At 72.1% G+C, this 23,559-nt stretch carries 28 protein-coding genes; 16 read left to right on the forward strand and 12 right to left on the reverse strand.

The genetic code is table 11. From position 1 onward, the window contains the following. Positions 1–66: 66 nt before the first annotated feature. Positions 67–981, reverse strand: a complete 915-nt coding sequence (locus M1105_RS08795; RefSeq protein ID WP_249579974.1) for a class I SAM-dependent methyltransferase — start codon at positions 979–981, stop codon at positions 67–69. A 53-nt stretch (positions 982–1,034) separates the two neighbouring features. Here M1105_RS08795 and M1105_RS08800 point away from each other — a divergent pair, with 53 nt between their 5' ends. Genes M1105_RS08800 through M1105_RS08810 form a run of 3 tightly spaced genes read left to right on the forward strand, consistent with a single transcriptional unit; the run spans position 1,035 to position 2,958 of the window. Then, entirely contained in the window at positions 1,035–1,844 is an 810-nt protein-coding gene (locus M1105_RS08800) for a ComF family protein (RefSeq protein WP_249579975.1), read from the forward strand. Next, complete coding sequence (gene grxC, locus M1105_RS08805; protein ID WP_249579976.1) at positions 1,841–2,098, forward strand: glutaredoxin 3; 258 nt, start codon at positions 1,841–1,843, stop codon at positions 2,096–2,098. The genes M1105_RS08800 and grxC overlap by 4 nt, the downstream gene beginning before the upstream one ends. A 5-nt stretch (positions 2,099–2,103) precedes the next feature. Then, positions 2,104–2,958 carry a carbon-nitrogen hydrolase family protein gene (locus M1105_RS08810; protein WP_249579977.1) on the forward strand — a complete coding sequence of 285 codons (855 nt, stop codon included), beginning with the start codon at positions 2,104–2,106 and terminating at the stop codon, positions 2,956–2,958. Between the two features lie 106 nt (positions 2,959–3,064). On the opposite strand, the gene M1105_RS08815 is transcribed toward M1105_RS08810, so the two are convergent. Beyond that, complete coding sequence (locus M1105_RS08815) at positions 3,065–4,504, reverse strand: FAD-binding oxidoreductase (protein WP_249579978.1); 1,440 nt, start codon at positions 4,502–4,504, stop codon at positions 3,065–3,067. Positions 4,505–4,644: 140 nt separating this feature from the next. Next, positions 4,645–5,607 (reverse strand): L-threonylcarbamoyladenylate synthase, encoded by a 963-nt coding sequence (locus M1105_RS08820; protein WP_249579979.1) that lies wholly within the window; start codon positions 5,605–5,607, stop codon positions 4,645–4,647. 125 nt (positions 5,608–5,732) lie between these two features. Between M1105_RS08820 and M1105_RS08825 the strand changes: the two genes are divergently transcribed. The 3 genes from M1105_RS08825 (at position 5,733) to M1105_RS08835 (ending at position 8,746) form a co-directional block, all read left to right on the forward strand. After that, entirely contained in the window at positions 5,733–7,460 is a 1,728-nt protein-coding gene (locus M1105_RS08825) for an acyl-CoA dehydrogenase (RefSeq protein WP_249579980.1), read from the forward strand. Then, entirely contained in the window at positions 7,457–8,512 is a 1,056-nt protein-coding gene (locus tag M1105_RS08830; RefSeq protein ID WP_249579981.1) for an MBL fold metallo-hydrolase, read from the forward strand. Before M1105_RS08825 ends, M1105_RS08830 begins: the two co-directional genes overlap by 4 nt. A gap of 99 nt (positions 8,513–8,611) precedes the next feature. After that, positions 8,612–8,746 (forward strand): aa3-type cytochrome c oxidase subunit IV, encoded by a 135-nt coding sequence (locus M1105_RS08835; protein WP_249579982.1) that lies wholly within the window; start codon positions 8,612–8,614, stop codon positions 8,744–8,746. A gap of 163 nt (positions 8,747–8,909) precedes the next feature. Here the strand turns inward: M1105_RS08835 and M1105_RS08840 are convergent, their stop codons facing one another. Together M1105_RS08840 and rpsU are read right to left on the reverse strand one after the other, a co-directional pair. After that, complete coding sequence (locus M1105_RS08840) at positions 8,910–9,671, reverse strand: metallophosphoesterase family protein (protein WP_249579983.1); 762 nt, start codon at positions 9,669–9,671, stop codon at positions 8,910–8,912. A gap of 116 nt (positions 9,672–9,787) precedes the next feature. Beyond that, the gene (rpsU, locus tag M1105_RS08845) at positions 9,788–9,994 is read right to left on the reverse strand and encodes a 30S ribosomal protein S21 (protein WP_249579984.1); all 207 of its coding nucleotides are present in this window, start codon (positions 9,992–9,994) and stop codon (positions 9,788–9,790) included. Positions 9,995–10,097: 103 nt separating this feature from the next. On the opposite strand from rpsU, the gene M1105_RS08850 reads away from it, so the two are divergent. Next, on the forward strand, positions 10,098–10,796 hold the full coding sequence (locus M1105_RS08850) for a COQ9 family protein (RefSeq protein ID WP_249579985.1): 699 nt from the start codon (positions 10,098–10,100) through the stop codon (positions 10,794–10,796). 16 nt (positions 10,797–10,812) lie between these two features. Here M1105_RS08850 and M1105_RS08855 read toward each other — a convergent pair whose 3' ends face one another. The 3 genes from M1105_RS08855 to M1105_RS08865 form a co-directional block, all read right to left on the reverse strand. Then, positions 10,813–11,898 (reverse strand): 5-(carboxyamino)imidazole ribonucleotide synthase, encoded by a 1,086-nt coding sequence (locus tag M1105_RS08855; protein ID WP_406600612.1) that lies wholly within the window; start codon positions 11,896–11,898, stop codon positions 10,813–10,815. A gap of 34 nt (positions 11,899–11,932) precedes the next feature. After that, entirely contained in the window at positions 11,933–12,448 is a 516-nt protein-coding gene (gene purE, locus M1105_RS08860) for a 5-(carboxyamino)imidazole ribonucleotide mutase (protein WP_319936780.1), read from the reverse strand. 74 nt (positions 12,449–12,522) lie between these two features. Beyond that, positions 12,523–12,732, reverse strand: coding sequence for a YdcH family protein (locus tag M1105_RS08865; RefSeq protein ID WP_249579987.1), 210 nt, complete (start codon positions 12,730–12,732; stop codon positions 12,523–12,525). 173 nt (positions 12,733–12,905) lie between these two features. Here M1105_RS08865 and M1105_RS08870 point away from each other — a divergent pair, with 173 nt between their 5' ends. The 8 genes from M1105_RS08870 to M1105_RS08905 all read left to right on the forward strand — a co-directional run bounded on the left by M1105_RS08870 (position 12,906) and on the right by M1105_RS08905 (position 18,594). Then, entirely contained in the window at positions 12,906–13,109 is a 204-nt protein-coding gene (locus M1105_RS08870; protein ID WP_249579988.1) for a hypothetical protein, read from the forward strand. Positions 13,110–13,205: 96 nt separating this feature from the next. Then, the gene (locus tag M1105_RS08875; RefSeq protein ID WP_249579989.1) at positions 13,206–14,159 is read left to right on the forward strand and encodes a calcium/sodium antiporter; all 954 of its coding nucleotides are present in this window, start codon (positions 13,206–13,208) and stop codon (positions 14,157–14,159) included. 13 nt (positions 14,160–14,172) lie between these two features. Then, entirely contained in the window at positions 14,173–14,964 is a 792-nt protein-coding gene (locus tag M1105_RS08880) for an SDR family oxidoreductase (RefSeq protein WP_249579990.1), read from the forward strand. Further along, a complete protein-coding gene (locus M1105_RS08885; RefSeq protein WP_249579991.1) occupies positions 14,961–15,218 on the forward strand; it encodes a hypothetical protein in 258 nt (85 codons plus the stop codon). Before M1105_RS08880 ends, M1105_RS08885 begins: the two co-directional genes overlap by 4 nt. Before the next feature lie 38 nt (positions 15,219–15,256). Beyond that, on the forward strand, positions 15,257–17,146 hold the full coding sequence (gene uvrC / locus M1105_RS08890) for an excinuclease ABC subunit UvrC (protein ID WP_249579992.1): 1,890 nt from the start codon (positions 15,257–15,259) through the stop codon (positions 17,144–17,146). 46 nt (positions 17,147–17,192) lie between these two features. Further along, entirely contained in the window at positions 17,193–17,852 is a 660-nt protein-coding gene (gene pgsA, locus M1105_RS08895) for a CDP-diacylglycerol--glycerol-3-phosphate 3-phosphatidyltransferase (protein WP_249579993.1), read from the forward strand. 2 nt (positions 17,853–17,854) lie between these two features. Next, positions 17,855–18,103, forward strand: coding sequence for a molybdopterin converting factor subunit 1 (gene moaD / locus M1105_RS08900; RefSeq protein ID WP_249579994.1), 249 nt, complete (start codon positions 17,855–17,857; stop codon positions 18,101–18,103). Positions 18,104–18,105: 2 nt separating this feature from the next. Continuing rightward, complete coding sequence (locus M1105_RS08905; protein ID WP_249579995.1) at positions 18,106–18,594, forward strand: molybdenum cofactor biosynthesis protein MoaE; 489 nt, start codon at positions 18,106–18,108, stop codon at positions 18,592–18,594. Between the two features lie 32 nt (positions 18,595–18,626). Here M1105_RS08905 and M1105_RS08910 read toward each other — a convergent pair whose 3' ends face one another. Continuing rightward, positions 18,627–19,292 carry a hypothetical protein gene (locus tag M1105_RS08910; protein WP_249579996.1) on the reverse strand — a complete coding sequence of 222 codons (666 nt, stop codon included), beginning with the start codon at positions 19,290–19,292 and terminating at the stop codon, positions 18,627–18,629. A 3-nt stretch (positions 19,293–19,295) separates the two neighbouring features. Then, positions 19,296–21,119, reverse strand: coding sequence for an OmpA family protein (locus M1105_RS08915; RefSeq protein ID WP_249579997.1), 1,824 nt, complete (start codon positions 21,117–21,119; stop codon positions 19,296–19,298). A gap of 229 nt (positions 21,120–21,348) precedes the next feature. On the opposite strand from M1105_RS08915, the gene M1105_RS08920 reads away from it, so the two are divergent. Further along, positions 21,349–22,155: a glycerophosphodiester phosphodiesterase family protein gene (locus M1105_RS08920; RefSeq protein ID WP_249579998.1), complete on the forward strand. Its 807-nt coding sequence runs from the start codon at positions 21,349–21,351 to the stop codon at positions 22,153–22,155. A gap of 29 nt (positions 22,156–22,184) precedes the next feature. On the opposite strand, the gene M1105_RS08925 is transcribed toward M1105_RS08920, so the two are convergent. Next, a complete protein-coding gene (locus M1105_RS08925) occupies positions 22,185–22,682 on the reverse strand; it encodes a prepilin peptidase (protein ID WP_249579999.1) in 498 nt (165 codons plus the stop codon). A 14-nt stretch (positions 22,683–22,696) separates the two neighbouring features. Next, on the reverse strand, positions 22,697–23,554 hold the full coding sequence (locus tag M1105_RS08930) for a tetratricopeptide repeat protein (RefSeq protein ID WP_249580000.1): 858 nt from the start codon (positions 23,552–23,554) through the stop codon (positions 22,697–22,699). Positions 23,555–23,559 lie beyond the last annotated feature (5 nt).

A 23,559-nucleotide genomic window follows, 5' to 3' on the forward strand; every position in this document is an offset into this window, starting at 1 on the left:
GCTGCAAGGTAAGCCATGGGTCGCGCGGATCAAACCCGCGCGCTGCGGCGAATTCGCCTGCGCCGCTCAGCCGGGCCCCGCCTTCTCGCCCGCCTTGCGCTCGGTGGTGCCAAGGGCATCCGCCAGCCGCGCGGTGGCCGAGCCCGGGCGCTTCGCCACCGGCTGCCCCGGCCCCGGGGCCCAGCCGGTCAGAAAGACGACCTCGAACGTCGCCCGCACGCGGCCCTGCCCCGCGGGGAAATGTTCGGCGTAAAGCGCGCAGGCCCGGGCCAGCACGTCGCGCCGCAGCGGCCGGCGCCCGGCCAGGATCCCGCTCTCGCCCATCGCCCGCAGCTCGCGCATCAGGTGCAGCGGCGTCTCGTAGGTCACTGTGAGCCGCTCGGCATCGGCCACCGGCATCGCGAAGCCTGCCCGCTGCAACAACGCGCCGAGGTCGCGGATCTCGCCCATCGGCGCCACGCGCGCGGCCAGCGTTCCGGTCAGTTCCGCCTCGGCCTGCGCCAGCGCGGCCCGCAGTTCAGCCAGCGTCTGTCCGCCGAACAGTGCCGCGATCATCAGGCCATCGGGCCGCAGCGCATGGCGCAACTGCACGAGGTGGCCCACCGGGTCGTTCAGCGCGTGCATCAGGAGCGCCGACACCGCGAGATCGTGCGCCGCGGGCTCGAAGGGCAGGACGCCCTGCCCCCAGGGAATGAGATCCGCCCCCCCCTGGGCCGGGTCGCCCGGCACCGGATCGGTGGCGACCATGCGCTCCACCCCCGCCCGCGCGAGCGCCCGCGGCACCAGCCCCGCGCCGGTGCCCGCAACTGCCGCGCGCCCGAACGGGCGGCGCACATCGGCAATGCGCTCGCCGATCAGGTCCGCGACCTCGCGCATCAGGAAATCGGCGCCATCCGCGTAGCCGAGCCGCATGGCGCGCATGCGGCGGGTCACAAGGCCTGCCTCGTCGAAGATGTCGGGACGCTCTTGATTATTGGCCATCACGCGACGCCATATAGGCGGAACGGGCAAGCGGGGCGAGGGGTTTTCGGGACATGCTGGCTTCGGCACTCGGCCGGATCGCGGGCGCGGTGGGCGGCGCGCTGTTCCCGCCGCTCTGCCCCGCCTGCCGCGCCGAGACGGCCGAGGCGCACACGCTCTGCCCCGCCTGCTGGCGCGACACGCAGTTCGTCGCGGGTGCGGTCTGCGACTGCTGCGGCCGCCCGGCGCCGGGCCTGCCCACGACCGAGCCCGGCTTCCGCTGCGACGAGTGCCTGCGACATCCTCCCGGCTGGGATCGCGCGCGCGGCGTGCTGGTCTATGGCGGAACGGGGCGGCGGTTGGTGCTGGGGCTCAAGCATGGCGACCGGCTCGACATGGTGCCGATGCTGGGGCGCTGGGCCGCGCGGGCGGGCGCCGAGCTGATCGCGAGTGCCGATCTCGCCGTGCCCGTACCGCTCCACTGGACGCGGCGGCTTGGGCGGCGGTTCAACCAGTCGGCCGAGATCGCCCGCGCGGCCCTTGCCGCGGCGGGGCGGCCCGAGATCCATGCCCCCGACCTGCTGAGGCGTGCGCGCCGCACCGCGAGCCAGGACGGCCGCGACCGCGACGGGCGGGCCGGGAACGTGGCTGGCGCCATCACCATGGCGCCAGACATGGCGGGGCGGGTCGCGGGGCGGCGGGTTTTGCTGGTCGATGACGTGATGACCACGGGGGCCACGCTCTCGGCCGCGGCCGCGGTGCTGCGCGGCGCCGGCGCGAGCGGCGTTGACGCGATCGTGATCGCACTGGTGCCCGCGCCGCGCGATGACTATCTGCGCGCCGGACTGCGCAGCGAACACACCCCGAGGGAGAGCGAGGCATGAAGCCTGTCGAGATCTACACCACCCCGATCTGCCCCTACTGCTCGATGGCCAAGCGCCTGCTGCAGAAGAAGGGCGTCCCGTTCACCGAGATCAACGTGATGGGCAGCAACGAAAAGCGCGCCGAGATGGTGAAGCGCGCGAACGGCCGCAACACCGTCCCGCAGATCTTCATCGGCGACCGGCATGTCGGCGGCTGCGACGACCTTTATGCGCTGGACGAGCGGGGCGGGCTCGACCCGATCCTGACCCCCTGAGCGCGATGGAACTCCGCGCCGCCCTCGTGCAGCTCAACGCCTCGGACGACCCCACCGCCAATCTGGGCGTGACCGAGCGTCTGGTGCGCGAGGCCGCCGAGGGCGGCGCGCAGATGGTCCTGACGCCCGAGGTCACCAACATCGTGTCGGCAAGCCGCGCGCGTCAGCGGGCGATGCTGAGGGCCGAGGGCGAGGACCCCACGCTCGCCGGCCTTCGCGAGGTGGCGCGCGCGAGCGGCATCTGGCTGGTGATCGGCTCGCTCGCGCTGAGGTGCGAGGCGGACGAGCGCTTCGTCAACCGCAGTTTCGTGATCCGCCCGGACGGCTCGATCGCCGCGCGCTACGACAAGATCCACATGTTCGACGTCGACCTCGAGGGAGCCGAGAGCTACCGCGAGAGCGCGGGCTACCGGCCGGGCGAGCAGGCGGTGACGGTGGACACGCCTTGGGGCAGGATCGGGCTCGGCATCTGCTACGACATGCGCTTCCCCGCGCTCTACCGGGCGCTGGCCGAGGCGGGGGCGGTGATCCTGACCGCGCCATCCGCTTTCACCGTCCCGACCGGGCGCGCGCACTGGGAGATCCTGCTGCGCGCCCGCGCCATCGAGACCGGCTGCTTCATGCTGGCCCCTGCGCAGTGGGGGACCCATGACGCAAGCGAGGGGCGCGTGCGCGAAACCTGGGGGCATTCCATCGCCATCGACCCCTGGGGCCGGGTGCTGGCCGATGCGGGCGAGGGGGTGGGGGTCACGCAGGTGACGCTCGACCTTGCCGAGGTCGCGCGGGTGCGGGCGAGTATACCGTCGCTGGCCAATGCGCGGGTGTTCCGGCTGCCGCGACCCGATACCGGCACACCGTGATCTGAACCTCCCGCCGAGAGCTGCGCTTTCCCGGCTCCCAAGCCGGGACCCGATCCGCACAGTGTCGGGAGGGCTGCAGACGGGCCTCCGCCGATGCATGCAAAGCTCAGTCCGGGATCACGGCGCCCGGGTTGAGGATTCCGTTCGGATCGAGCGCCGCCTTGATCGCGCGCATCGCCGCGAGCTTGGCGGGGTCGCCGAATTTCGCGAGGTCGGCGCGCTTCAGCCGGCCGATGCCGTGCTCGGCCGAGATCGAGCCGCCGAGCCGGTGGGCGGTCTCGTGGATCGCGGTCTTGACGGCGGGGCGGACGGGGTCGTGGTCGGCGCGGCTGCGGCCCGGCGCGGGGAACACGTTGAAGTGCAGGTTGCCGTCGCCGACATGGCCGAAGCAGTTGACGGTCAGCGCGGGGTCGATGGCGGCCACCGCGCGGCCGGCTTCCTCGATGAACGCAGGGATCGAGCTGAGCGGCACCGAGATGTCATGCGACGATACCGCGCCCACCTTGCGGTTGGCCTCGGGGATGGTCTCGCGCAGCCACCACATCGCGTCGCGCTGCTGGCCGGACGAGGCGAGGATGCCGTCCTCCGCCAGCCCCTCCTCGAACAGCCCCGCCAGCACCGTCTCGGCGCGCTCGGCCAGCCCCGCGTCGGCGGGCCCGGTGATTTCGACCAGCACGCGCCAGTCGGGCTTGCCCGCCAGCGGGTCGTGCCAGTCTGGATGGAAGCGCTGGATGAAGGCCGGCCCCTGCCCGCCGATCAGCTCGAAGGCGGTGACGCCATCGCCGAGCCGGTCGCGCAGGGCATGCAGAAGGGCCACGGCGGCGGCGGGAGACGGAACGGCCAGCATTCCGGTCACCACCTCGCCGGGCGCAGGAAACAGTTTCAGGACGGCCGCGGTGATGATGCCGAGCGTGCCCTCCGAGCCGATCAGCAGGTGGCGCAGGTCGTAGCCGGTGTTGTCCTTCCTCAGCGCCTTCAGCCCGTGATGCACGCTGCCGTCCGCCATCACCGCCTCGACCCCGAGGCAGAGGTCGCGCGCGTTGCCATAGCGCAGCACCTGCACGCCCCCCGCATTGGTGGCAAGGTTCCCGCCGACGCGGCACGCCCCCTCCGAGGCCATCGAAAGGGGGTAGAGCCGCCCCGCGGCCGCGGCCGCGGCCTGCACCTCCGAGAGGGTCACGCCCGCCTCGGCAATCAGGGCGCCGTCCTCGGGCAGCACGGCGCGGATGCGGGTCATCCGCTCGAGCGACAGGATCACCGGGGTCGCGCCCTTGTCGATGATCTGGCCCGCCACGAGGCCGGTGCCGCCCGAGACCGGCACGATGCCGATGCGCCGGGCGTTGCACGCGGCGACAAGCCCTGCGACCTCCCCGGTGGTGCGCGGGCGCAGGACGCAGGCGGCGCGGCCCCGCCAGCGGTCGCGCGGCTCGTGCAGGTAGCGCTCGAAGCCGTCGTCGCCGGGCATCAGCGCACCGCCCGGCCCGAGGGGACCGGCAAGTGCCGGTATGTCGTCGGGGCCGGGCTCGATCAGGGGGCGGGCGGTCATGTCCATGCGCCAACAGCTAGCGGATCGGCGCCGCGTCTTCCAGCCCCATCGGGGCGCGCGGGGGGCGGGTCCGCGGCCTGCAAGGACGGCGCTCTCGTCGGGCGCCCAGGCCGCGGATTGGTGCGCGGCGCGTGATCCCCTCAGGGCCGGGGCGCCGCCGCGCGGCGCAGGCGGTCGTTAATCGCGCGGCCGAGGCCCCGCTCGGGGATCGCGGCCACGGCGACCGTTCCCTGTCCGCCCATCGCCGCGTCGATGGCGCGCAGATGGGCGAAGAGGTTCGCCGCGGCCTCGACCATGTCGCCCGAGGGGGAGAGGTTGAGGCATGGCCCGCAGCAGCCCTCGGGATCGGGGCCGAAGCCGAGCCAGCCCTCTCCCGCTGCGGGCGCCGTGGCGCCGAGACGCAGGCGCACGCCCGGCGCGTAGTGGCTGGCAAGCTGGCCCGGCGCGGTGATGGCGACCCCTGCCCGGCCCAGCGGGCGGCCAAGGCAGTCCTCGATCGCCTCGGCCGGCAGGCCGCCGGGGCGCAGCAGGACCGGGACGCCGCCTTCGATGCCGACGATGCTCGATTCGAGCCCGACCGCGCAGGGGCCGGCGTCGAGCACCGCGGCGATGCGCCCGCCAAGCCCCTCCAGCACGTGATCCGCTGTCGTAGGGCTGACCTTGCCCGAGGGGTTGGCCGAAGGCCCCGCCAGCGACCCGCCAAAGACCGCGAGCAGCCGCTGCGCCACCGGATGGGCGGGCACGCGGATTGCGACGGTCGCGAGCCCCGCGGTCACGAGGTCGCTGAGCCCCGCGCCGGGCCGCAGCGGGGCCACCAGCGTGAGCGGGCCGGGCCAGAAGGTGGCGGCAAGACGTTCGAGATCGCCCGCGATTTCCGCGATGTCCTGCGCTGCGGAAAGGTCCGGCAGGTGGACGATCAGCGGGTTGAAGCGCGGCCGGCCCTTGGCCTCGAAGACCCGCGCGACCGCTTGGCCGTTGCGCGCATCGGCGCCGAGGCCGTAGACCGTCTCGGTCGGGAAGGCGACGAGTTCGCCCGCCGCCAGCAGCGCCGCCGCGCGGGCGATGCCGTCTGGGTCGGCTGAAAGGCGCTCGGTCTCGGGCATCGTGACGCGGGGTCCGGGCTTGACGGGGCGGCGGGGGCGAAGTGTCTTGGCTGACGGCTGCCCCCCGCCTTACCCCGTGGTCGTGGCGGCACGCAAGGAGCGGCCCGACGGGCAGGAGAGCCAGAATGACCTATACCGCGCCGGTGGACGAGATGATCTTCTGCGCCGAGCAGGTGGTGGGCCAGTCGCGCCTGGCCGCGACGGATCGCTTTGCCGAGGCCACCGCAGAGATGCGCGCGGCGATCCTCGCCGAGGCGGCGAAGCTGTGCGAGGGGGTGCTGGCACCGCTGAACCGGGCGGGCGACCTGCACCCGGCGAGGCTGGAAAACGGTGTGGTGCGCTGCACGCCGGGCTTTGCGGACGCCTATCGCCAGATCGCCGAGGGCGGATGGGTCGGCATGGCGGCCTCGCCCGAGTTCGGCGGCATGGGGCTGCCGCAGTCGCTTGCGGTGATGGTCAACGAAATGATGGCCTCCGCCTGCCTGTCGCTGTCGCTGAACCCGCTGATGACGCAGGGCCAGATCGAGGCGCTGGAGCACCACGCGGCCGACTGGATCAGGGCGCTCTACATCCCCCGGCTGGTGTCGGGCGAGTGGACCGGGACGATGAACCTGACCGAGCCGCAGGCGGGCTCGGACGTGGGCGCACTGGCGACGAAGGCCGCACCCAGGGGCGACGGCTCCTATGCGATCACCGGGCAAAAGATCTACATCTCGTGGGGCGATCACGACGTGGCGGAAAACATCTGCCACCTGGTGCTGGCGCGGCTGCCGGGGGCGCCGGCAGGGACCAAGGGGATCTCGCTTTTCCTGGTGCCCAAGCTCATCCCCGACGGGGCCGGCAATCCGGGGGTGGCGAACGCGGTCAGGCCGATCGGGCTCGAGCACAAGATGGGGCTGCACGGCTCGCCCACCTGCGTGATGGCCTTCGAGGGCGCGACCGGCTGGCTGATCGGGCCCGAGGGCGGCGGGATGGCGGCTATGTTCACGATGATGAACAACGCCCGCCTCGGCGTCGGCGTCGAGGGGCTGGCGGTGGCCGAGGCCGCATCGCAGAAGGCCGCCGCATGGGCGCTGGAGCGCCGGCAGGGCCGCACGCCGGATGGCAGCGCCACCATCGCGGGCCATGCCGACGTGCGGCGGATGCTCATGCGCATGCGGGCCCAGACCGCGATGGCGCGCGGCGTTGCCTATGACTGCGCATTCTCGCTCGACATGGCGCGGGCGGCCGAGGATGGGGCCGAGCGCGACCGGCACGCAGCGCGCGGGGCGTTCCTCACGCCGATCGCCAAGGCCTTCGGGACCGACACGGGGATCGAGGTCGCAAGCCTCGGCGTGCAGGTGCATGGCGGCATGGGCTATATCGAGGAGACCGGCGCCGCCCAGTTCAGCCGCGACGTGCGCGTGACGGCGATCTACGAGGGCACGAACGGCATCCAGGCGATGGACCTCGTGGGTCGCAAGCTCGCGATGGACGGCGGCGAGGCGGCGCGGAGCCTATTGGCTGAGGTGGCGACGACGGTCGATTCGGCACGCGACGGCGGGCTGGGTGAGGTGGCCGCGGCGCTGGGCGAGGCGCAGGCGGCAGCCGGGCGCGCGACCGACTGGATGCTGGCGCAGACCGACATGACCGAGCGGCATGCGGGCGCGGCGGATTACCTGCGGATGTGGGCGCTCATGCTGGGCGGGCATTACCTCGCGCGCGGGGCGCTCGCATCGGGCGAAACGGAGCGGGCGGCGCTCGCGCGCTTCGCGGCGGGGCGGATGCTGCCCGAGGCCGTGGCGCTTTCGGCAGCGGCGATGGCGGGGGCGGCGGACCTCTACGCCATCCCGGCCGGGCGGCTCGGCGGGTGAGCGCGGTCCCGGCCACGGCGCGCGAGACGGCCATCCGGCACCCCTGGCCCGAGCCCCCCGGTCCCGGCGCGGCGGTCGAGGTGGCCGAGGGCATCCTGTGGGCGCGGCTGCCGCTGCCGATGGCACTCGACCACATGAACCTCTACGCGCTGGACGAGGGGGATGGCTGGACGCTGATCGACACCGGGCTCGACTGGGCCCGCGGACGCGAGGCGCTGGCGGCGCTCAGGGCGGGGCCGCTGGGCGGGCGGCCCATCCGGCGCGTGGTGCTGACGCATCACCATCCGGACCATATCGGCCTCGCCGGCCCGCTCGCGGACGAGGGCGCCGAGGTCGTGGCCACCCGGGTGGCGTGGCTGACGGGCCGGATGCTGACCCTGGACCGGCAGGAGCGCCCGACGCCCCAGCAGGTCGAGTTCCGCAGGCGTGCGGGTGTCACCGGCGCGGCGCTGACGGCCTACATGGCCGAGCGGCCGTTCAACTTCGCCGACTGCGTCTCGCCGCTGCCTCTCGGCTTCCGCGCGATCGGCGAGGGCAGCGCGCTGCGCGCCGGCGGGCGCGACTGGCAGGTGCGGCTGGGCGAGGGGCACGCGCCCGCGCATGCGACGCTGTGGTCCCGGGACGGGCTGCTGCTGGCGGGCGACCAGGTCCTGCCGGGGATCTCGCCCAATATCGGAGTCTACCCGACCGAGCCCGAGGCCGACCCGCTGGCCGGCTGGCTCGAGACCTGCCGGCGCTTCCTGCCACTGGCCGAGGCAGCCGACCCGCTGGTGCTGCCCGGCCATGGACTCCCCTTCCGGGGCGCGCCATTCAGGCTTGGGCAACTGATCGAGAACCACGAGGGGGCGCTGAGGCGCATCCTCGGCGCGCTCCGTGAAGGGCCGCTGACCGCGGTCGAGCTGTTCCCCGCCCTCTACAAGCGCGAGATCGGGGCGCGCGAGTTCGGCCTCGCGCTGGTCGAGGCGGTCGCCCATCTGAACCACCTCCACCATGCCGGGGACGTCGTGCGCGAGCGCGATTCCCTTGGCGCATGGCGCTATCGCGCGGCATGAGCGGGCTGCGGCATTTGTGACGCGCTCGCGGCAATTGCGCTCGCGTCGGCGGTGGGTATAGTGCGGCGGCAGTACAGCCATCAGCGAGGAATGCGACCCATGGCCAGCCACGAGCACGGGACGATGGACATCAGCGCCCATGAAAGGACCTTCGCGGGTTTCCTGAAGGTCTGCGTCGGCGTGGCGACGGTGAGCGCGGCCATCCTGATCTTCCTCGCCTTCGTCGGCACCTGAGGCGTCGCGCTGCCCGCTTTCGCCATGCGCCCGCAGGGCGCGAAGGCGGCGGCCTTGGCGCGCGCCTGACCGAGACGGGCCGGATGCGGCGCCCCCCGTCGCGCGGGGTGGATCGGGGCCGGATGCGGCGCCCGCTGTCACGCCGCGATGGGCTCGCAGCGGTTCAGACCGGCAGATCCAGCGGTGTGACCCCGTCGGGGCCGAGCAGGGCCGCCTTACCGCCTTCCAGCACGAGACAGCTCAACGGCCCTCCGAACACGGCGCCGGTGTCGATGCCGATCCGGTTGGGCCGGACCACCACCTCGCCGGAGGGCGTGTGGCCGTGGACGACCACGGCGCCGTGGTCGTCCGGCGACGACAGGAAGGGCTCGCGAATCCACAGGAGGTCGCGCGGCGCCTGCGCGTCGAGCCCAACGCCCGGGCGCACCCCGGCGTGGGCGAAGAAGTAGTCGCCAAGGCGCAGGCTATGGCCCAGCCCGTCGAGGAAGGCGCGATGGGCGGCGGGCATCGCCGCCACCAGACGTTCGTGCAGGGCGCGGCGCCGGCTGGGGCCGACGAGCACCGCCTCGCCCGCCTCGGCGCCATAATCGCGCAGCGTCGTCTCGCCTCCGTTGAACAGCCACGCATCGAACGAGCCGCAATCGGGATCGTCGAGGAAGTCGAGCAGATACTGGTCGTGATTGCCGCGCAGGCAGACCACGCGGTCGTCGGCATCGAGAGCGGCGAGCGCCTCGACGGCGCCGCGGCTGTCCGGCCCACGATCGACATAGTCGCCGACATGGACGATCCGCCAGTCCGCCACGGGATGGGCCGCGAGGTGCGCACGCACCCGGTCATGCAGGGCCAGCATCTCGCCGACGCAGCCATGCACGTCACCGATGGCGTAGATGCGCATCCCCTTGGGCGCGCGGGCTTGAGGCAGCATCACCATGCCTTTCCTTTCCGGGGGTCCCCGGGACGCGAAACCCCCGCCGGTTTCCCGGACGGGGGCTCAATGACTAGGCTGTGTTCCGGTCCGTTGACCAGCGAGCCCGTCGCGCCTCAGACGAGACCTTCGCGCTGAGCCTTCTTCCGCGCGAGCTTGCGCGCGCGGCGGATGGCTTCGGCTTTCTCGCGAGCGCGCTTCTCCGACGGCTTTTCGTAATGCTGCCGGAGCTTCATCTCGCGGAAAACGCCTTCACGCTGCATCTTCTTCTTCAGAGCACGGAGCGCCTGATCGACGTTGTTATCGCGAACCAGTACCTGCACCTAGGTCACCACCTTTCCAGTTCGATTTGCGTCGAGGTGGCCTATATACTCATCGATGGGGGGCCTGTCCACAGCCAGCGCACGCGGCACGAGGGAGTAAGTCATGGAAATCGCGCCGAAATCGGAAGGCGACCACATTGCCGCGGCACGCGCGGCGCTGATTTCGGCCGCGCTGCCGCATGTCGCCTTCGACGGATGGTCGCGCCGGACGCTGGACGCCGCCATCGCCGATTCGGGGGTGGACCGCGGTCTCGCCGCGCTCGCATTCCCGCGCGGGGGCGTCGACATGGCGCTGGGCTTCCACCGCATGATGGACGTGCGGCTGGCCGACGAGCTGTCGCGCGTCGAGCTCTCGCGCATGAAGGTGCGCGAGCGTGTGACGTTCGCGGTGCGGCGGCGCATAGAACTGGTCGAGGGCCAGCGAGACGCCGTGCGCCGGGGCGCCACGCTGCTGGCCCTGCCGATCCATGCGCGCGACAGCGCCGCGGCGATCTGGGGAACGGCGGACCTGATCTGGAAGCTCTGCGGCGACACGTCGACCGACTACAACTGGTATTCCAAGCGCGCGATCCTCGCCTCGGTCTACTCGGCCACCGTGCTCTACTGGCTGGGCGACGAGAGCGCGGGGTCGCAGAACACCTGGGGCTTCCTCGACCGGCGGATCGACAACGTCATGAGCTTCGAGAAGCTCAAGGCGCAGGCGCAGGCGAACCCGCTGGCGCGCGCGGCCTTCTGGCTGCCGGGGCAGGTGCTGGGCCGCATCCGTGCCCCACGCGGGGCCGGCGGTAGCGGCGGCGCATGAGGCAGGCGCGCGGCGCTCAGCGCCGCGGACCGATGCGGGTCACGTGGCCCATCTTGCGGCCGGGACGGGTCTCGGCCTTGCCGTAGATGTGCAGGCCCCCGCCCTCAGCGGCGAGGCGCGGCCAGTCGTCGATCTCGTCGCCGATGAGGTTGGTCATCACCGCGTCGGAATGGCGGCTGCCATCGCCCAGCGGCCAGCCCGCCACGGCGCGGATGTGCTGCTCGAACTGGTCGACGACGCAGGCCTCGATCGTCCAGTGCCCGGAATTGTGCACCCGCGGCGCGATCTCGTTCACCATCACCGGCTTGCCTGGGACGTGGAACATCTCGACCCCCATCACGCCCACATAATCAAGCGCGTTCAGGATCTTGCCGGCCACCAGGACGGCATCCTGCAGAACCCCCCTCGGCAGGCCCGAGGGCACCGTCGTCTGGTGCAGGATGCCGTCGCGGTGGACGTTGCGGCCGGGCTCGTAGCAGACGACCTCGCCCGTCGTCCCGCGCGCGGCGATCACCGAAAGCTCGGCCGAGAAGGGCACGAAGCCCTCCATGATCGCGGGCTGGGCGCCGATGCGGTGCCACGCCGCCTCGGCATCGGCCGGGCCCGAGAGCCGAGCCTGCCCCTTGCCGTCATAGCCGAGCCGGCGGGTCTTGAGGATCGCCGGCGCGCCCGTGCGCGCGAGCGCGCCGAGCAGGTCCGCCGCGCGATCGACCTCGGCCCAGGGCGCGGTGGCGATGCCGAGGTTGTGCAGGAAGCGCTTCTCGTCGACCCGGTCCTGCGCGATCTCGAGTGCCCGCGGGTTGGGCCGCATCACGGTCGAGACGGCGAGGGTCTCGGCGGTCTGGGCCGGGACGTTCTCGAACTCGCAGGTCACCACGTCGCAGTCCGACGCGAACGCCCTCAGCGCCGCCACGTCGTCATAGCCCGCGCGCGTCACCGCGGCGGCAACGGCGCCCGCGGGCGGCAGCGGGCCCGGCTCGTAGATGTGCACGCGAAAGCCGAGGCGCGCCGCGGCGATCGCCAGCATCCGGCCGAGCTGGCCGCCGCCGAGAATGCCGATGGTCGCGCCCGGCCCGAGCGGCCCAGGGACGCGCGGCCTGATGGGCCGGCGCGGCTCGCCGGCGGCGGAGGTGGTGTCAGTCACGGTCGGGCTCCTCGGCCACGGCGGCGGTCTGGGCATCGCGCCATGCGTCGAGCCGCGCGGCCAGCGCCGCATCGGCAATCGCGAGCTGGGCGCAGGCGAACAGCGCGGCATTGGCCGCACCCGCTGCGCCGATGGCGAAGGTCGCGACCGGAATGCCCTTCGGCATCTGCACGATCGACAACAGGCTGTCGAGCCCCGAGAGCGCCTTCGACTGCACGGGGACACCCAGCACCGGCACGCGCGTCTTGGCGGCGAGCATGCCAGGCAGATGCGCGGCCCCCCCCGCCCCGGCGATGATCGCCGCAAGCCCGCGCGGCGCCGCCGCCTCGGCATAGGCGAACAGCCGGTCGGGCGTGCGGTGGGCCGACACGATCCTGACCTCGTGCGGCACCCCGAGCGCAGCCAGCACCTCGGACGCCGCCTGCATGGTGGGCCAGTCGGACTGGCTGCCCATCACGATGCCGACCCGTGGCGCGGCGGATGACGACGGGGCGGGACTCTCGCTCACGGGGACGATTCCTCTTCTTCTCGGGGAGCGGGACGGCGCCGCGCCCTGCAAGCCGGATGCGCGCCTGTCTTAGCTCAGGCGATGATGTCGGGATAGAGCGCATCCTCGATGCGGGTGATCTGGTCCTTGAGGCTCAGCTTGCGCTTCTTGAGGCGTCGCAGCGCGAGCTGGTCCGGCCTCGGCGTCCCGGACAGCGCCGTGATGGCATCGTCGAGTGCGCGATGCTCCTGCCGCAGCTCGTCGAGCCGGGCGCGGAGGGTGAGTTCCTGGTCCACGAGATCCATGCGGTCTCTGAGCCCGTCGGCCTGATGAGGAGCCTCCTTATACACAATGCCCGCGCCGCTCGGAAAGCCTTTCGCGCGGGCGCGGCGGGTGCCGCCCTTGCCCCTGTGCCGGCGGGCGTCTAAGTCAGTCGGCAGGATGCGCCACGAGGCATGCCGGACCAAGCGAGGCCAGAGTGCTGACCAAGATCCTTCTGACCGCGGCCGTAATCGTCGGCGCCATCGTCGTGGTGCCCTGGATCCTGCGCGCGCGCAAGGCGCGCCCCGGACCGACGCCGCCCGCCCGCGTCGAGGACCTGATCCGCTGCCCGCGCTGCGGCGTCTATCGCGGGCTGCACGATCCCTGCGAGTGTGGCCTGCGCTCAACAACACGGCAGTGACTGACGCGGCCCCTTTCGCGGGGGCCGGGCCGTGCTATATCGCGGGCACCGGGCGACGGCCCCGATGCGTGGCGGGACGAGGGAACTTTACGCGGCATGGACTTCCTGTTCATCATCGCCGGCCTGGTGCTTCTTCTGGCCGCCGGCGACGCCCTGGTGCGGGGAGCCGTGGCGGTGAGCCTCAGGCTCGGCGTGCCCGCGGTCATCGTGGGGGCCACGATCGTCGCCTTCGGAACCTCGGCGCCGGAGCTGCTCATCTCGGTGCAGGCGGCGCTCGAGGGCTCGCCGGGGATCGCGCTCGGCAACGTCGTCGGATCGAACATCGCCAATGTCTGGCTGGTTCTGGGGCTGCCCGCGCTGATCTCGCCCATCGCGGGCTGCGGGAAGGACGCGCACCGGAACCTGTGGTTCATGATGCTCTCCACCGCGATCTTCACGGCCCTGATCCTGCCCGGCACCATCTGGTGGTGGGGCGGACTGATCCTGATCGGCGTCACGGCGCTGATGGTGGCGGATTCGGTCCGGCACTCCATGACCCTGCGTGCCGCCAATGGCGAGGCGGCGGAGGAGCTGGCCGAGCTCGAAGACGTCGATCCCCACATGGCGCCCTGGAAGATCGGCGGGCTGATCGTCGCCTCGCTGATCGGCCTGCCGGTCGGCGCGCAGCTCCTGATCGACGGGGCGCGCGGGGTGGCGATGGCGTTCGGCGTCTCGGAGACGGTGATCGGCCTGACGATCGTGGCCGTAGGCACCTCGCTGCCCGAGCTTGCCACGACGCTGATGGCCGCGGTGCGCGCGCAGGCCGACGTCGCGATCGGCAATGTCGTCGGCTCGAACATCTTCAACGTCACCTTCATCATCGGCGCCGCCGCGCTGGTCGGCCCGATGGAGGTGCCTGGCGAGATCCTCATGCGCGACAACTGGGTGATGATCGCGGCCGCGCTGACGCTCGCGCCCTTCGTGCTGATGTGCCGCCGGATCTGCCGCTGGACCGGCATGGTCTACCTGCTGCTCTATGTCGGTTTCGCGACGGCCGTGGTGCTGGGCTGAGGGGGAGGACGCCATGACCGAGCGGCGCCGTGCGCTGGTGACCGGGGGCGCGCATCGCCTCGGCCGCGCCATGGCGCTGGACCTGGCCGCGCGCGGCTGGGACGTGGCAATCCACTATTCGAGCTCGGAGGCGGGCGCGCGCGCCGTCGTGGCCGAAGCGCAGGCGATGGGCGCCAATGCCGCGGCCGTCCGCGCCGACCTCCTGCGCGAGGAGGAGACCGCGACCATCGTTGCCGGCGCGGCCGAGGCGCTGGGCGGCCCGCTGGGCCTGCTGATCAACAACGCCTCGATCTTCGAGAACGACCTCGTCGAGACGATGACGCGCGAGAGCTGGGACCGCTCGGTCGAGACCAACCTGCGCGCCGCCGTCAAGCTGACGCAGGACTTCGCCCTGCAGGCGCCCCGCGTGGTGGTCGATGACGCGGGCGAGCCGGTGGCGCGGGCCTGCATCGTCAACATGATCGACCAGCGGGTCTGGAAACCGACGCCGTTCTTCCTCAGCTACTCGGTGGCGAAGGCCGGACTGATGGCCTTCACGCGGACCTCGGCACAGGCGCTGGCGCCCCATGTCCGCGTCAACGGCATCGGACCGGGGCCGACGCTGAGGGGCGTGCGGCAGTCCGACGAGCATTTCGCCCGCCAGCGCGCGGCCTGCATCCTGGGCCGGGGCGCGGATGCCGCCGACATCGTGCAGGCGCTGCGCTTCATCCTCGAGTGCAAGGCCCTGACCGGCCAGATGCTGGCGATCGACGGCGGGCAGCACCTGGCATGGCAGACGCCCGACATCCTGATGGCAGACGAATGATTCGTACCCGCAACGTTGCGCGGGAGCCATTTGTCCACCACATTCCGGAGACCGTCGCCATCGCGTTAAAATTCTTTAACAATCCCATATGGATGCCGCAGGAATTTATTTTCTTGAACAAAATCAACGCATTGAACTTCTGCTCAAATTTTGGGCAAGGTGATGAAGGCCCCTCAGACTCCACGGAAAAACGCCCCTCGCCACAACTTACCGACAGAGATATCCACAGATTCCGGGGACTCATTCGCGCTTGAAACCGGGTTCCGTTCCAGCTAGCCGCCGACCGAATCTCATGACGCCAAGACCGACGACATCCGGCAACCCGGTACAGCCCGTCATCGAGACGGGGCCCGAGGTGATCCGCCGGCATCTCGCGACGCTCGACGATCGTCCGGGCGTCTACCGGATGCTGTCGGCGCGGGCCGAGGTGCTCTATGTCGGCAAGGCTCGGGCGCTGCGCCGGCGGGTCGCGTCCTATGCCAAGATGGGTGGCCACACCAACCGCATCGCGCGGATGATCTCGGAAACCGCGTCGATGGAGTTCATCACCACGGCGACCGAGACCGAGGCGCTGCTGCTCGAGGCCAACCTCATCAAGCAGCTCAAGCCGCGCTACAACGTGCTGCTGCGCGACGACAAGAGCTTCCCCTACATCCTGATCGAGGATGGCGAGTTCCCGCTGCTGACCAAGCACCGCGGCGCGCAGCGCGCCAGGGGTCGGTATTTCGGGCCCTTCGCCTCGGCCGGCGCGGTCAACCGGGCGCTCAACCAGATGGAGCGGGCCTTCCTGCTGAGGACCTGCTCGGACACCATGTTCCGCTCGCGCACGCGGCCCTGCCTGCTGTTCCAGATCAAGCGCTGCTCGGGCCCCTGCACGGGCGAGATCTCGCGCGAGGACTATGCCGCGCTGGTCGAGGACGCGACCGCCTTCCTGCGAGGCCGCACGACGCGCGTGCAGGCGGATCTGGCCGAGCGGATGCGCGCCGCCGCCGCCGGCATGGATTTCGAGCGCGCGGCGCTGTTCCGCGACCGGATCCGGGCGATGTCGCATGTGCAGGGGCACCAGGGCATCAACCCGCGGCTGACGGCCGAGGCCGACGTCTTTGCCCTGCACCGCGACGGCGGGCAGGCCTGCGTGCAGGTGTTCTTCTTCCGCAACCACCAGAACTGGGGCAACCACGCCTTCTTCCCCAAGGTCGCGCCCGAGACCGAGGACGCCGAGGTGATGGAGAGCTTCGTCAGCCAGTTCTACAGCCTCTCGCGCGTGCCGCCGCGCATGGTGCTCCTGAGCCATCCGGTCGAGAACGGCGACATGCTGTCCGGCGCGCTGCGCACCCTTGCCGGACACCGCGTCGCCGTCGCAGTCCCGCGCCGGGGCGAGAAGCGCGAGCTGGTGGACCATGCGCTGACCAATGCCCGCGAGGCGCTGGGCCGCCGGCTGGCCGAGACGATGAGCCACGGCCGCAACCTCGAGGGGCTGGCCGAGGCCTTCGCCCTGCCCGAGCCGCCGCGCAGGATCGAGGTCTACGACAACAGCCACCTGATGGGCACGAACGCGGTCGGCGCCATGATCGTCGCGGGGCCCGACGGCTTCGAGCGCGCGCAATACCGCAAGTTCACGATTCGAGGCACCGAGCTGACCCCCGGCGACGACTTCGGCATGATGCGCGAGGTGCTGACGCGCCGCTTCGGCAAGCTGATGCGCGACGACCCCGGCCGCGAGACCCTAGCCTGGCCCGACCTCGTGCTGATCGACGGCGGGCAGGGCCAGGTCTCGGCCGCGGCTTCGGTGCTCGACGGGCTGGGGGTGACGGGCGTCGCCCTGTTCGGCGTCGCCAAGGGCGTCGATCGCGACGCCGGCAAGGAGGTCTTCCACAGCCCCGGCCGGCGCCCCTTCGCCCTGCCACATCGCAGCCCCACCCTCTATTTCCTGCAACGCCTGCGCGACGAGGCGCACCGCTTCGCGATCGGCGCCCACCGTGCGAAGCGCGCGCTGGCGACGACGCAGACGCCGCTCGACGAGGTGCCGGGCGTCGGGCCCGCGCGGAAGCGCGCGCTGCTTGCGCATTTCGGCTCGGCCAAGGCGGTGACGCGGGCGGGGCTTGCCGATCTCAAGGCGGTCGAGGGCATCTCGGACGCCATGGCCGAGACGATCTACGCCTTCTTCCATGGCGAGCGCTGACCCCGGCCCCTTGCCAACCGGCGTAGCGCCCGATACCTCGGGCGTCATGCGCTGGACCGTGCCCAATGTCCTGACCGTCTCCCGCGTCCTGGCGGCGCCGGGCGTGCTGTTCGCGTTCCTGCTGCTCGATTCTCCCTATGCGGACTGGATCGCGCTGATCCTGTTCACCGGCGCCGCGATCACCGATTATTTCGACGGCTGGCTGGCGCGCCTGTGGCGGCAGGAGAGCGCCTTCGGGCGCATGCTCGACCCGATCGCCGACAAGCTGATGGTGGCCATCGGGCTGCTGGTGCTGGCCACCTTCTCGGTCGGCGCGACGCCGCTCTACCTGATCCCGGCCAGTGTTATCCTGACGCGCGAGATCCTGATCTCGGGCCTGCGGGAGTTCCTGGGCGAGGTCAAGCTGCATGTCACCCGGATCGCCAAGTGGAAGACCACGGCACAGCTGGTGGCGATCGGCGTCCTCCTGTCGGCGGTGCCGCTCGCGCATCTGACGGGGGCCGAGCCGCGGCCGGTGCGGCCCGGCGCGCTGGCGCAACCGATCGGCGCCGCGGTCGCCTGGGGCGGGCCCGAGGCGCTGCCGGTCTGGAACTGGGTGGTGGCGTCCGGGCTTGCGCTGTTGTGGATCGCCGCGATCCTTACCGTGGTGTCGGGCTGGGATTACTTCCGCAAGGCCTTGCCCTATATTCACGGGCGGGAGAGGTGACGATGCAGGTTCTCTACTTCGCCTGGATGCGTGAGCGCGTGGGCGCCGCCGCCGAGGAGGTCGATCCCGAGGGCGCGGCCACCGCGCGCGAACTGGTCGAGCGCCTGAGGGCCCGCGAGGAGCGGTATGCGCTGGCTTTTGCCGACCTCGCCGCGGTGCGGGTGGCGGTGGATCAGGAGATGACCGACCTCGACGCCCCCATCTCGGGGGCACGCGAGATCGCCTTCTTCCCGCCGGTGACGGGGGGCTGAGGATGGCCGATGGCGCCGGTGCCCGCCCGCAGGTCTCGGTGCAGCGCGAGGATTTCGACATCGCCGCCGAGATCGAGGCCCTGACCGCCGGCAACCGCGACATCGGCGCGGTGGTGAGCTTCACCGGGCTCGTGCGCGAGATGACGGGAGAGGGCGCGATCGCCGCGATGGAGCTGGAGCACTGGCCGGGCGGCACCGAGAACGCGCTCGGCAAGATCGTGGCCGAGGCGGAGGCGCGCTGGCCGCTGGATGGCGTGCGGGTGATCCACCGCTACGGCCCGATGGCGCCGGGCGAGCGGATCGTGCTGGTGCTGGCCGCGAGCCGCCACCGCGCCGCGGCCTTCGAGGCGGCAGCCTTCCTGATGGACTATCTCAAGACGCGCGCGCCCTTCTGGAAGAAGGAGCATGGACCGGGCGGCGGTCGCTGGGTCGATGCGCGCGAGTGCGACGACGCGGCGGCCGAACGCTGGCGGGACGGGCGCCGCGGCTGACCGGCGACAGCCGTGCCGGCGACCGCTGCGGACTAGGTTCCATCCCCATCACCATCCTCCGCCGCACCCGCAGACTTGCGCTTGCGCCCGCCCGACCCGGCGGGCGTCCGTGCCTTGGCCGGGGCCTTCCGCCTCGGGCGCTTGGCCGCTGGGGCGGCCGCCGGCGCCGGCTGGTTGCGCGGCTCTTCGGCCTCTCCAGCGGGCGGCGCTTCCAGAGCCGGCGCCGCAGCGGCTACCGGGTGGGGCTCGATCCCGCTGGTCGTGGCCGGCTCCGCCAACACCTGCGCGGCGCGGTCGGTGGGGCGCACAGCCTCGAGTTCGAGGATGCGCGCGCGCGCATGGCGCAGGCCCTCCATCGAGGCGTCGCGATCGGCGGTGACCTCGCGCAAGGCACGCTCGAGTTCGGCCTCGTGCCGGGCAGCGGCGGCGGTGAGGCGGGCCTCCTGCTCGGCCAATGCCCGCTGATGCTCAGCCGTGCGGGCGTCGAGCGCGGCCTCGGCCTCGAGGCGCGCCTCGATCGCGGCATCGCGCGCCTCCTCGGCCTCGTGCAGGTGGCGCGCCATCACCGCGATGCGCCCCGCATGCGAGGTCGGCACCGGCGACAACCTGCGCCACAGCGCGTTCAGGAGCCACCCGAGCAGGATGGCCGCCGCGAGCGTGACGCCGATGGCGATCTCGAGCTCGGCGCGGTCGAACATGGGCTACTCCCTCAGCTGGAAGGCGATGCGGCGGTTGCGCGCCCGACCCTCGGGCGTGTCGTTCGACGCAACGGGCTGGTGCTCGCCATAGCCCCGGGCCTCGAGGCGGCCCAGCGCGATCCCCTGGGCAACGAGGGCATCCAGCACCGCCTCGGCCCGGTTCTGGCTCAGGCGCTCGTTCAGCTCCTCGCGGCCCTGGTTGTCAGTGTGGCCGCCGATCTCGACCGCCGTGTCGGGGCAGCGGCGCAGGATGGCGGCGAGCTCCGAGATGGCCTCGCGGCTGCGATCGTCCATCCGGGCGCTGCCGGGGTCGAACAGGATGCCACGCGCGGTGGCGACCTGGTCGAGCTCGGCCACGCACCGTTCGGGGCCGAGCGGCAGCGCCGCGACGAGGGCCGGCATGTCCACGACGAAGCGTGTCTCGAGCCGCACCTCGCCCGGCAGCTTCGCCGCGACGCGATCATGCAGGCGCCGCGCCTCCCGGGCGCTCGGCACGCGCGCGCTCACGCTGAGGCCGCGCGCGGTCAGCTCGGCGCTGCCCGGCGCTTCGGCGAGCAGGTCGACCGCGGCGAGCGCGGCCTCCTGCCAGCCGGGCGGCGGAAGCACGCCGGCGAGCTCGAGGTCGGACGCGACCCTCTCGCGCCCCAGCCGGGCCGCGGCGACCGCCGAAAGGGCAGCCCCCGCCGCCGCATCCTCGACACGGCCTGCGAGCGCGAGGCGGTCGCCCAGCCGGACGATCTGCATCCAGTAGCTCTCCTTCTCGCGGGCGGCGCGCTCGGCCTCGCGCCCGGCCGCGACGGCGCCCGCGAGGTCGAACCCGGGGGGAATGTCATTCGACAGTCTCGCAAGCGCCGCCTCGAAGGTCTCGACCCGCGTGGGCGGCGCGGCGTCCAGCGTGAGCGAGCCATAGGTCACCTCGAGCCGGCCGGCCGGCAGCGCCGCCAGCGCCTTCAGCCCCGCGCGGATCGCGCCCTCCCAGTCGCCATGCGGCCCGCCAAGGCCGACGGAGCAGCGCAGGGGTCCCCCTTCGATCGCCATCTCGCGCCGGATGCGGTCGATCCCGACGCCCTCGGCCTCGGTCCGTGCGGCGCAAGCGACGAGCGCGAGCGCGCCGTCGCGGGTCTTTTCGGCGATGAACGAGAACGGTGCGATGATCCGGCCGGGAACTCGGATCGCGGTGACGAGCGTGACATTCGGGCCCGCGAGGCGGATCAGCTCGGCCTCCATTTCGTCACGCGCCTGCGGGTCTGCCGCGACGCCCTCGACCAGAAGGCTGCCCGGGGTGATCCGCACGAATGCGCGCGGCATCATGTGCACGGCCGCGAGCGCCACCGCGACCTCGCCGGCCCAGTCCTGGGACGGCCGTGCGGCGTCGAGCCCAGTCAGGTCATGGACCACGAGACCCGGCTCGGCGGCCTCGATGGCCCCGAGAAGCGAGGCCCGCATCGCCTCGTCATGCAGCCGGCCGATCAGGGTCAGGCCGTTGTCGTCGCGGTGGAATTCCACCTCGACCGGCTCGCGCCGCTCGGGCGGCGCAAGGCGCGCGGTGGTGCGGTCGATGACCCGTCCGGGGCGAGCGAGCGAGCGGCTGGCCTCGACCGCCAGTGTCTGAGCATCGACATCGGGCGCGTCGCCCGCCAGCTCGATCACCAGCCCGTCCGCCCGCACCCGCGCCCAGTCGAAGCCGAGGACGCCGAGCCCGTTCTCGACGCGCATCTTCAGCATGCCCTCGAGCGCGACGGCGCCGCGCCGGCCAAGGTCCGCGAGACCGAGGCCGATGAGCGGGAGGATCGCGATGAAGACCAGAAGGCGGCGCATGCCTGTCATGCCTCAGCATCCAAAGCGCGTCCTCAGGCCGCGCGGTGCGCGCGCCCGCATCGCGGCGGATCGGCCTGCGCCGCCATCCGGCCGCTGTGGCGCGCAGGTGTCGCATGGACGGGCCGATGGCGCAAGCCGGGCGCAGGCCACTGGCGCGGGGCACGCCCAGATGCGAGAAGGGGGGCGCCCCGCCCTCCGGAGGGGCTCTGCGCCATTGCCCGAGCCGGAACTCCTCGCCATGCATCAGTCGACGTCCGCCACCGGCGCCCGCCCGGACACGCCCCGCCCCGATGCCTTCGCGCGCGTGATCGCGCATCGCGGCGCGAGCGGCTCGGCGCCCGAGAACACCCTCGCGGCCTTCCGCCTCGCGGCAGAGTTGGGCGCGCGGGCGATCGAGTTCGACGTCTCGCTGCTGGGTGACGGCACGGCGGTGGTCTGTCATGACGGCACGCTCGATCGCTGCACCAACCGGGCGGGGCCGCTCGCGGCCATCGGCCTGCGGGATCTGCCCGGCATCGACGCGGGCAGCTGGTTCGGAGCGGGTTTCGCGCGCGAGGCGTTGCCGACGCTGGAGGCCGTGCTGGACCTGATCGAGGCGCTGGGCCTGCAGGCGAATCTCGAGATGAAGGCGCATGACGCGGCGCCCGGGCCGCTGGCCGCAGCCGTGGCGGCGGCACTGGCGCGTCGCGACTGGGCGGCGCGGCGGATCACGGTGTCAAGCTTCGACCATGGCGAGCTTGCGGCCCTGCGCCGACTGGCACCGCGATGCCCGCTGGCCGTGCTCTACGAGGCGCCGGCGCCCGACTGGCGCGAATTCCTCGCGGCTCTCGACGCCGAGGCGATCCATCTCGACCACACGGCGCTCGATGCGGCGGTGCTGGATGCCGCCCGGCGGGACGGCCGCGCGGTGCGGGTCTACACGGTCAACGACCCGGCTGCGGTGCTGGGCTTGCGCGACGCGGGGCTCGATGGGCTGTTCACCGATCACCCGTCGCGGTTCCTGTCCGATCCGGGCTGGGCCGCATGGGACCGGCGCGGCGGTTGAGCCCGCCGCGACGCCGCGCGGGACCGGCCTCAGGCGATCCGGCTGGAGAGGTCGAGACCCAAGAACAGGACGATGGTGAGCCCGAGCGCGACGCCCGCCGGCAGGTAGACCTTCTGGTCGAGCGACTTCCATCCGGTCTCGCGCCGGCGCACCACCATGCGGGTGACCTGGTGGAATGCCAGCAGCGCGAACACCGAGACGGCGAAGATGAACAGCACGAGGCTGACGGAACTGCCCGGCACGAAGGGCGTGATCGCGGCGATCAGCTTGAGATCGCCCGCCCCGATGCCCCCGCCGGCAAGGCTGAACAGGACGAACCCGGCCAGGAGCGCGATCACCGCATGGCCGATGCGCCACAGATAGACGTCGAACGGCAGGCCCCACAGCCCGGTCACGAGGAACACCGCGAAGGCCGCGAGCACCGCCCAGTTCGGGATCTTCATCGTGCGCAGGTCGGTGAAGATTACGAAGGCCATCAGTGGAAGCATCGTGGCGAAGGCGAGGATCAGCGCAGGCGTATCCATCATCGGGCGGTCCGTCCTCAGTTCACGATGGCGGAATCGAGCTGCGCCAGCCGGTCGGCCGCCGCCTGGTAGTGCATCGGGTGCGATTGCAGCGCCGCGGCATAGAGCCCGCGCGCGATGCGCAACTCGCCCTTTTCCTGCGCGATGATGCCCATGTTGTACTGGATCATCGCGCGCTCGCTGTCGGTCATCGGCACGATGGGCAGGCGGAAGTCGCCCTGGAGCGCGCGCGAGATGGCGAGGTTGTTCTTGGCGCTGAAGAGGCGCGAATCATAGCTCACGGCGCGCTCGAAGGTCCGGGACGCCTGGTCCAGTTCGCCCCGCGCCATGCGGCTGACGCCCCAGTTGTTCAGCACGTCCGCCGGCGCGGTGCTCAGCGCCTCGGCGCGCGCATAGGCGCGGTCCGCCGCCTCCCAGTCCTTGGCGTGATCGGCGATCATCGCGTCGAGCAGGTGGCGCCGCGGCGTGTCGAGCGATTGCGGCAGCGAGGACGCAAGCGCTGTCGCGTCCTCCCAGCGGTCGAGCCGGACCGCGACATAGGCGTAGTCGAGCCGGTCGACGAGTTCCTCCTGCCGGAGCGCGAGGAGCTCCTGGTAGACCCGCGCGGCCTCGGGGTAGCGCCTGGCCCGGGAATAGGACTGCGCCAGGCCGCGGCGGAAATCGGCGCGCTCGGGCTCGCGGGCCACGGCGTTCTCGAAGTAGCTGACCGCCTCGTTCGGGTCGCCCGCCTGCAGCATGAGCTGGGTGAGATTCGCCTCGTCGATGATGTCGCCCTTGAGCGGATCCTGCTTGTTCGACACGGTTGGCGTGTCGCATCCGGCCAGACCGGCCGTCAGGATCAAGATCAGCGCGGCTGTCCCGCGTCCTGCCCGCATTGCCT

The sequence above is a fragment of the Thermohalobaculum sediminis genome, assembly GCF_023487995.1.
Lineage (GTDB): Bacteria > Pseudomonadota > Alphaproteobacteria > Rhodobacterales > Rhodobacteraceae > Thermohalobaculum > Thermohalobaculum sediminis.

Coding starts and splice junctions, on each gene's coding strand:
- M1105_RS08795 (WP_249579974.1), bottom strand. CDS start 981: ATGGCCAATAATCAAGAGCGTCCCGACATCTTCGACGAGGCAGGCCTT.
- M1105_RS08800 (WP_249579975.1), top strand. CDS start 1,035: ATGCTGGCTTCGGCACTCGGCCGGATCGCGGGCGCGGTGGGCGGCGCG.
- grxC (WP_249579976.1), top strand. CDS start 1,841: ATGAAGCCTGTCGAGATCTACACCACCCCGATCTGCCCCTACTGCTCG.
- M1105_RS08810 (WP_249579977.1), top strand. CDS start 2,104: ATGGAACTCCGCGCCGCCCTCGTGCAGCTCAACGCCTCGGACGACCCC.
- M1105_RS08815 (WP_249579978.1), bottom strand. CDS start 4,504: ATGACCGCCCGCCCCCTGATCGAGCCCGGCCCCGACGACATACCGGCA.
- M1105_RS08820 (WP_249579979.1), bottom strand. CDS start 5,607: ATGCCCGAGACCGAGCGCCTTTCAGCCGACCCAGACGGCATCGCCCGC.
- M1105_RS08825 (WP_249579980.1), top strand. CDS start 5,733: ATGACCTATACCGCGCCGGTGGACGAGATGATCTTCTGCGCCGAGCAG.
- M1105_RS08835 (WP_249579982.1), top strand. CDS start 8,612: ATGGCCAGCCACGAGCACGGGACGATGGACATCAGCGCCCATGAAAGG.
- M1105_RS08840 (WP_249579983.1), bottom strand. CDS start 9,671: ATGCTGCCTCAAGCCCGCGCGCCCAAGGGGATGCGCATCTACGCCATC.
- M1105_RS08850 (WP_249579985.1), top strand. CDS start 10,098: ATGGAAATCGCGCCGAAATCGGAAGGCGACCACATTGCCGCGGCACGC.
- M1105_RS08865 (WP_249579987.1), bottom strand. CDS start 12,732: ATGGATCTCGTGGACCAGGAACTCACCCTCCGCGCCCGGCTCGACGAG.
- M1105_RS08875 (WP_249579989.1), top strand. CDS start 13,206: ATGGACTTCCTGTTCATCATCGCCGGCCTGGTGCTTCTTCTGGCCGCC.
- M1105_RS08880 (WP_249579990.1), top strand. CDS start 14,173: ATGACCGAGCGGCGCCGTGCGCTGGTGACCGGGGGCGCGCATCGCCTC.
- M1105_RS08885 (WP_249579991.1), top strand. CDS start 14,961: ATGATTCGTACCCGCAACGTTGCGCGGGAGCCATTTGTCCACCACATT.
- uvrC (WP_249579992.1), top strand. CDS start 15,257: ATGACGCCAAGACCGACGACATCCGGCAACCCGGTACAGCCCGTCATC.
- pgsA (WP_249579993.1), top strand. CDS start 17,193: ATGCGCTGGACCGTGCCCAATGTCCTGACCGTCTCCCGCGTCCTGGCG.
- moaD (WP_249579994.1), top strand. CDS start 17,855: ATGCAGGTTCTCTACTTCGCCTGGATGCGTGAGCGCGTGGGCGCCGCC.
- M1105_RS08905 (WP_249579995.1), top strand. CDS start 18,106: ATGGCCGATGGCGCCGGTGCCCGCCCGCAGGTCTCGGTGCAGCGCGAG.
- M1105_RS08910 (WP_249579996.1), bottom strand. CDS start 19,292: ATGTTCGACCGCGCCGAGCTCGAGATCGCCATCGGCGTCACGCTCGCG.
- M1105_RS08915 (WP_249579997.1), bottom strand. CDS start 21,119: ATGACAGGCATGCGCCGCCTTCTGGTCTTCATCGCGATCCTCCCGCTC.
- M1105_RS08920 (WP_249579998.1), top strand. CDS start 21,349: ATGCATCAGTCGACGTCCGCCACCGGCGCCCGCCCGGACACGCCCCGC.
- M1105_RS08925 (WP_249579999.1), bottom strand. CDS start 22,682: ATGATGGATACGCCTGCGCTGATCCTCGCCTTCGCCACGATGCTTCCA.
- M1105_RS08930 (WP_249580000.1), bottom strand. CDS start 23,554: ATGCGGGCAGGACGCGGGACAGCCGCGCTGATCTTGATCCTGACGGCC.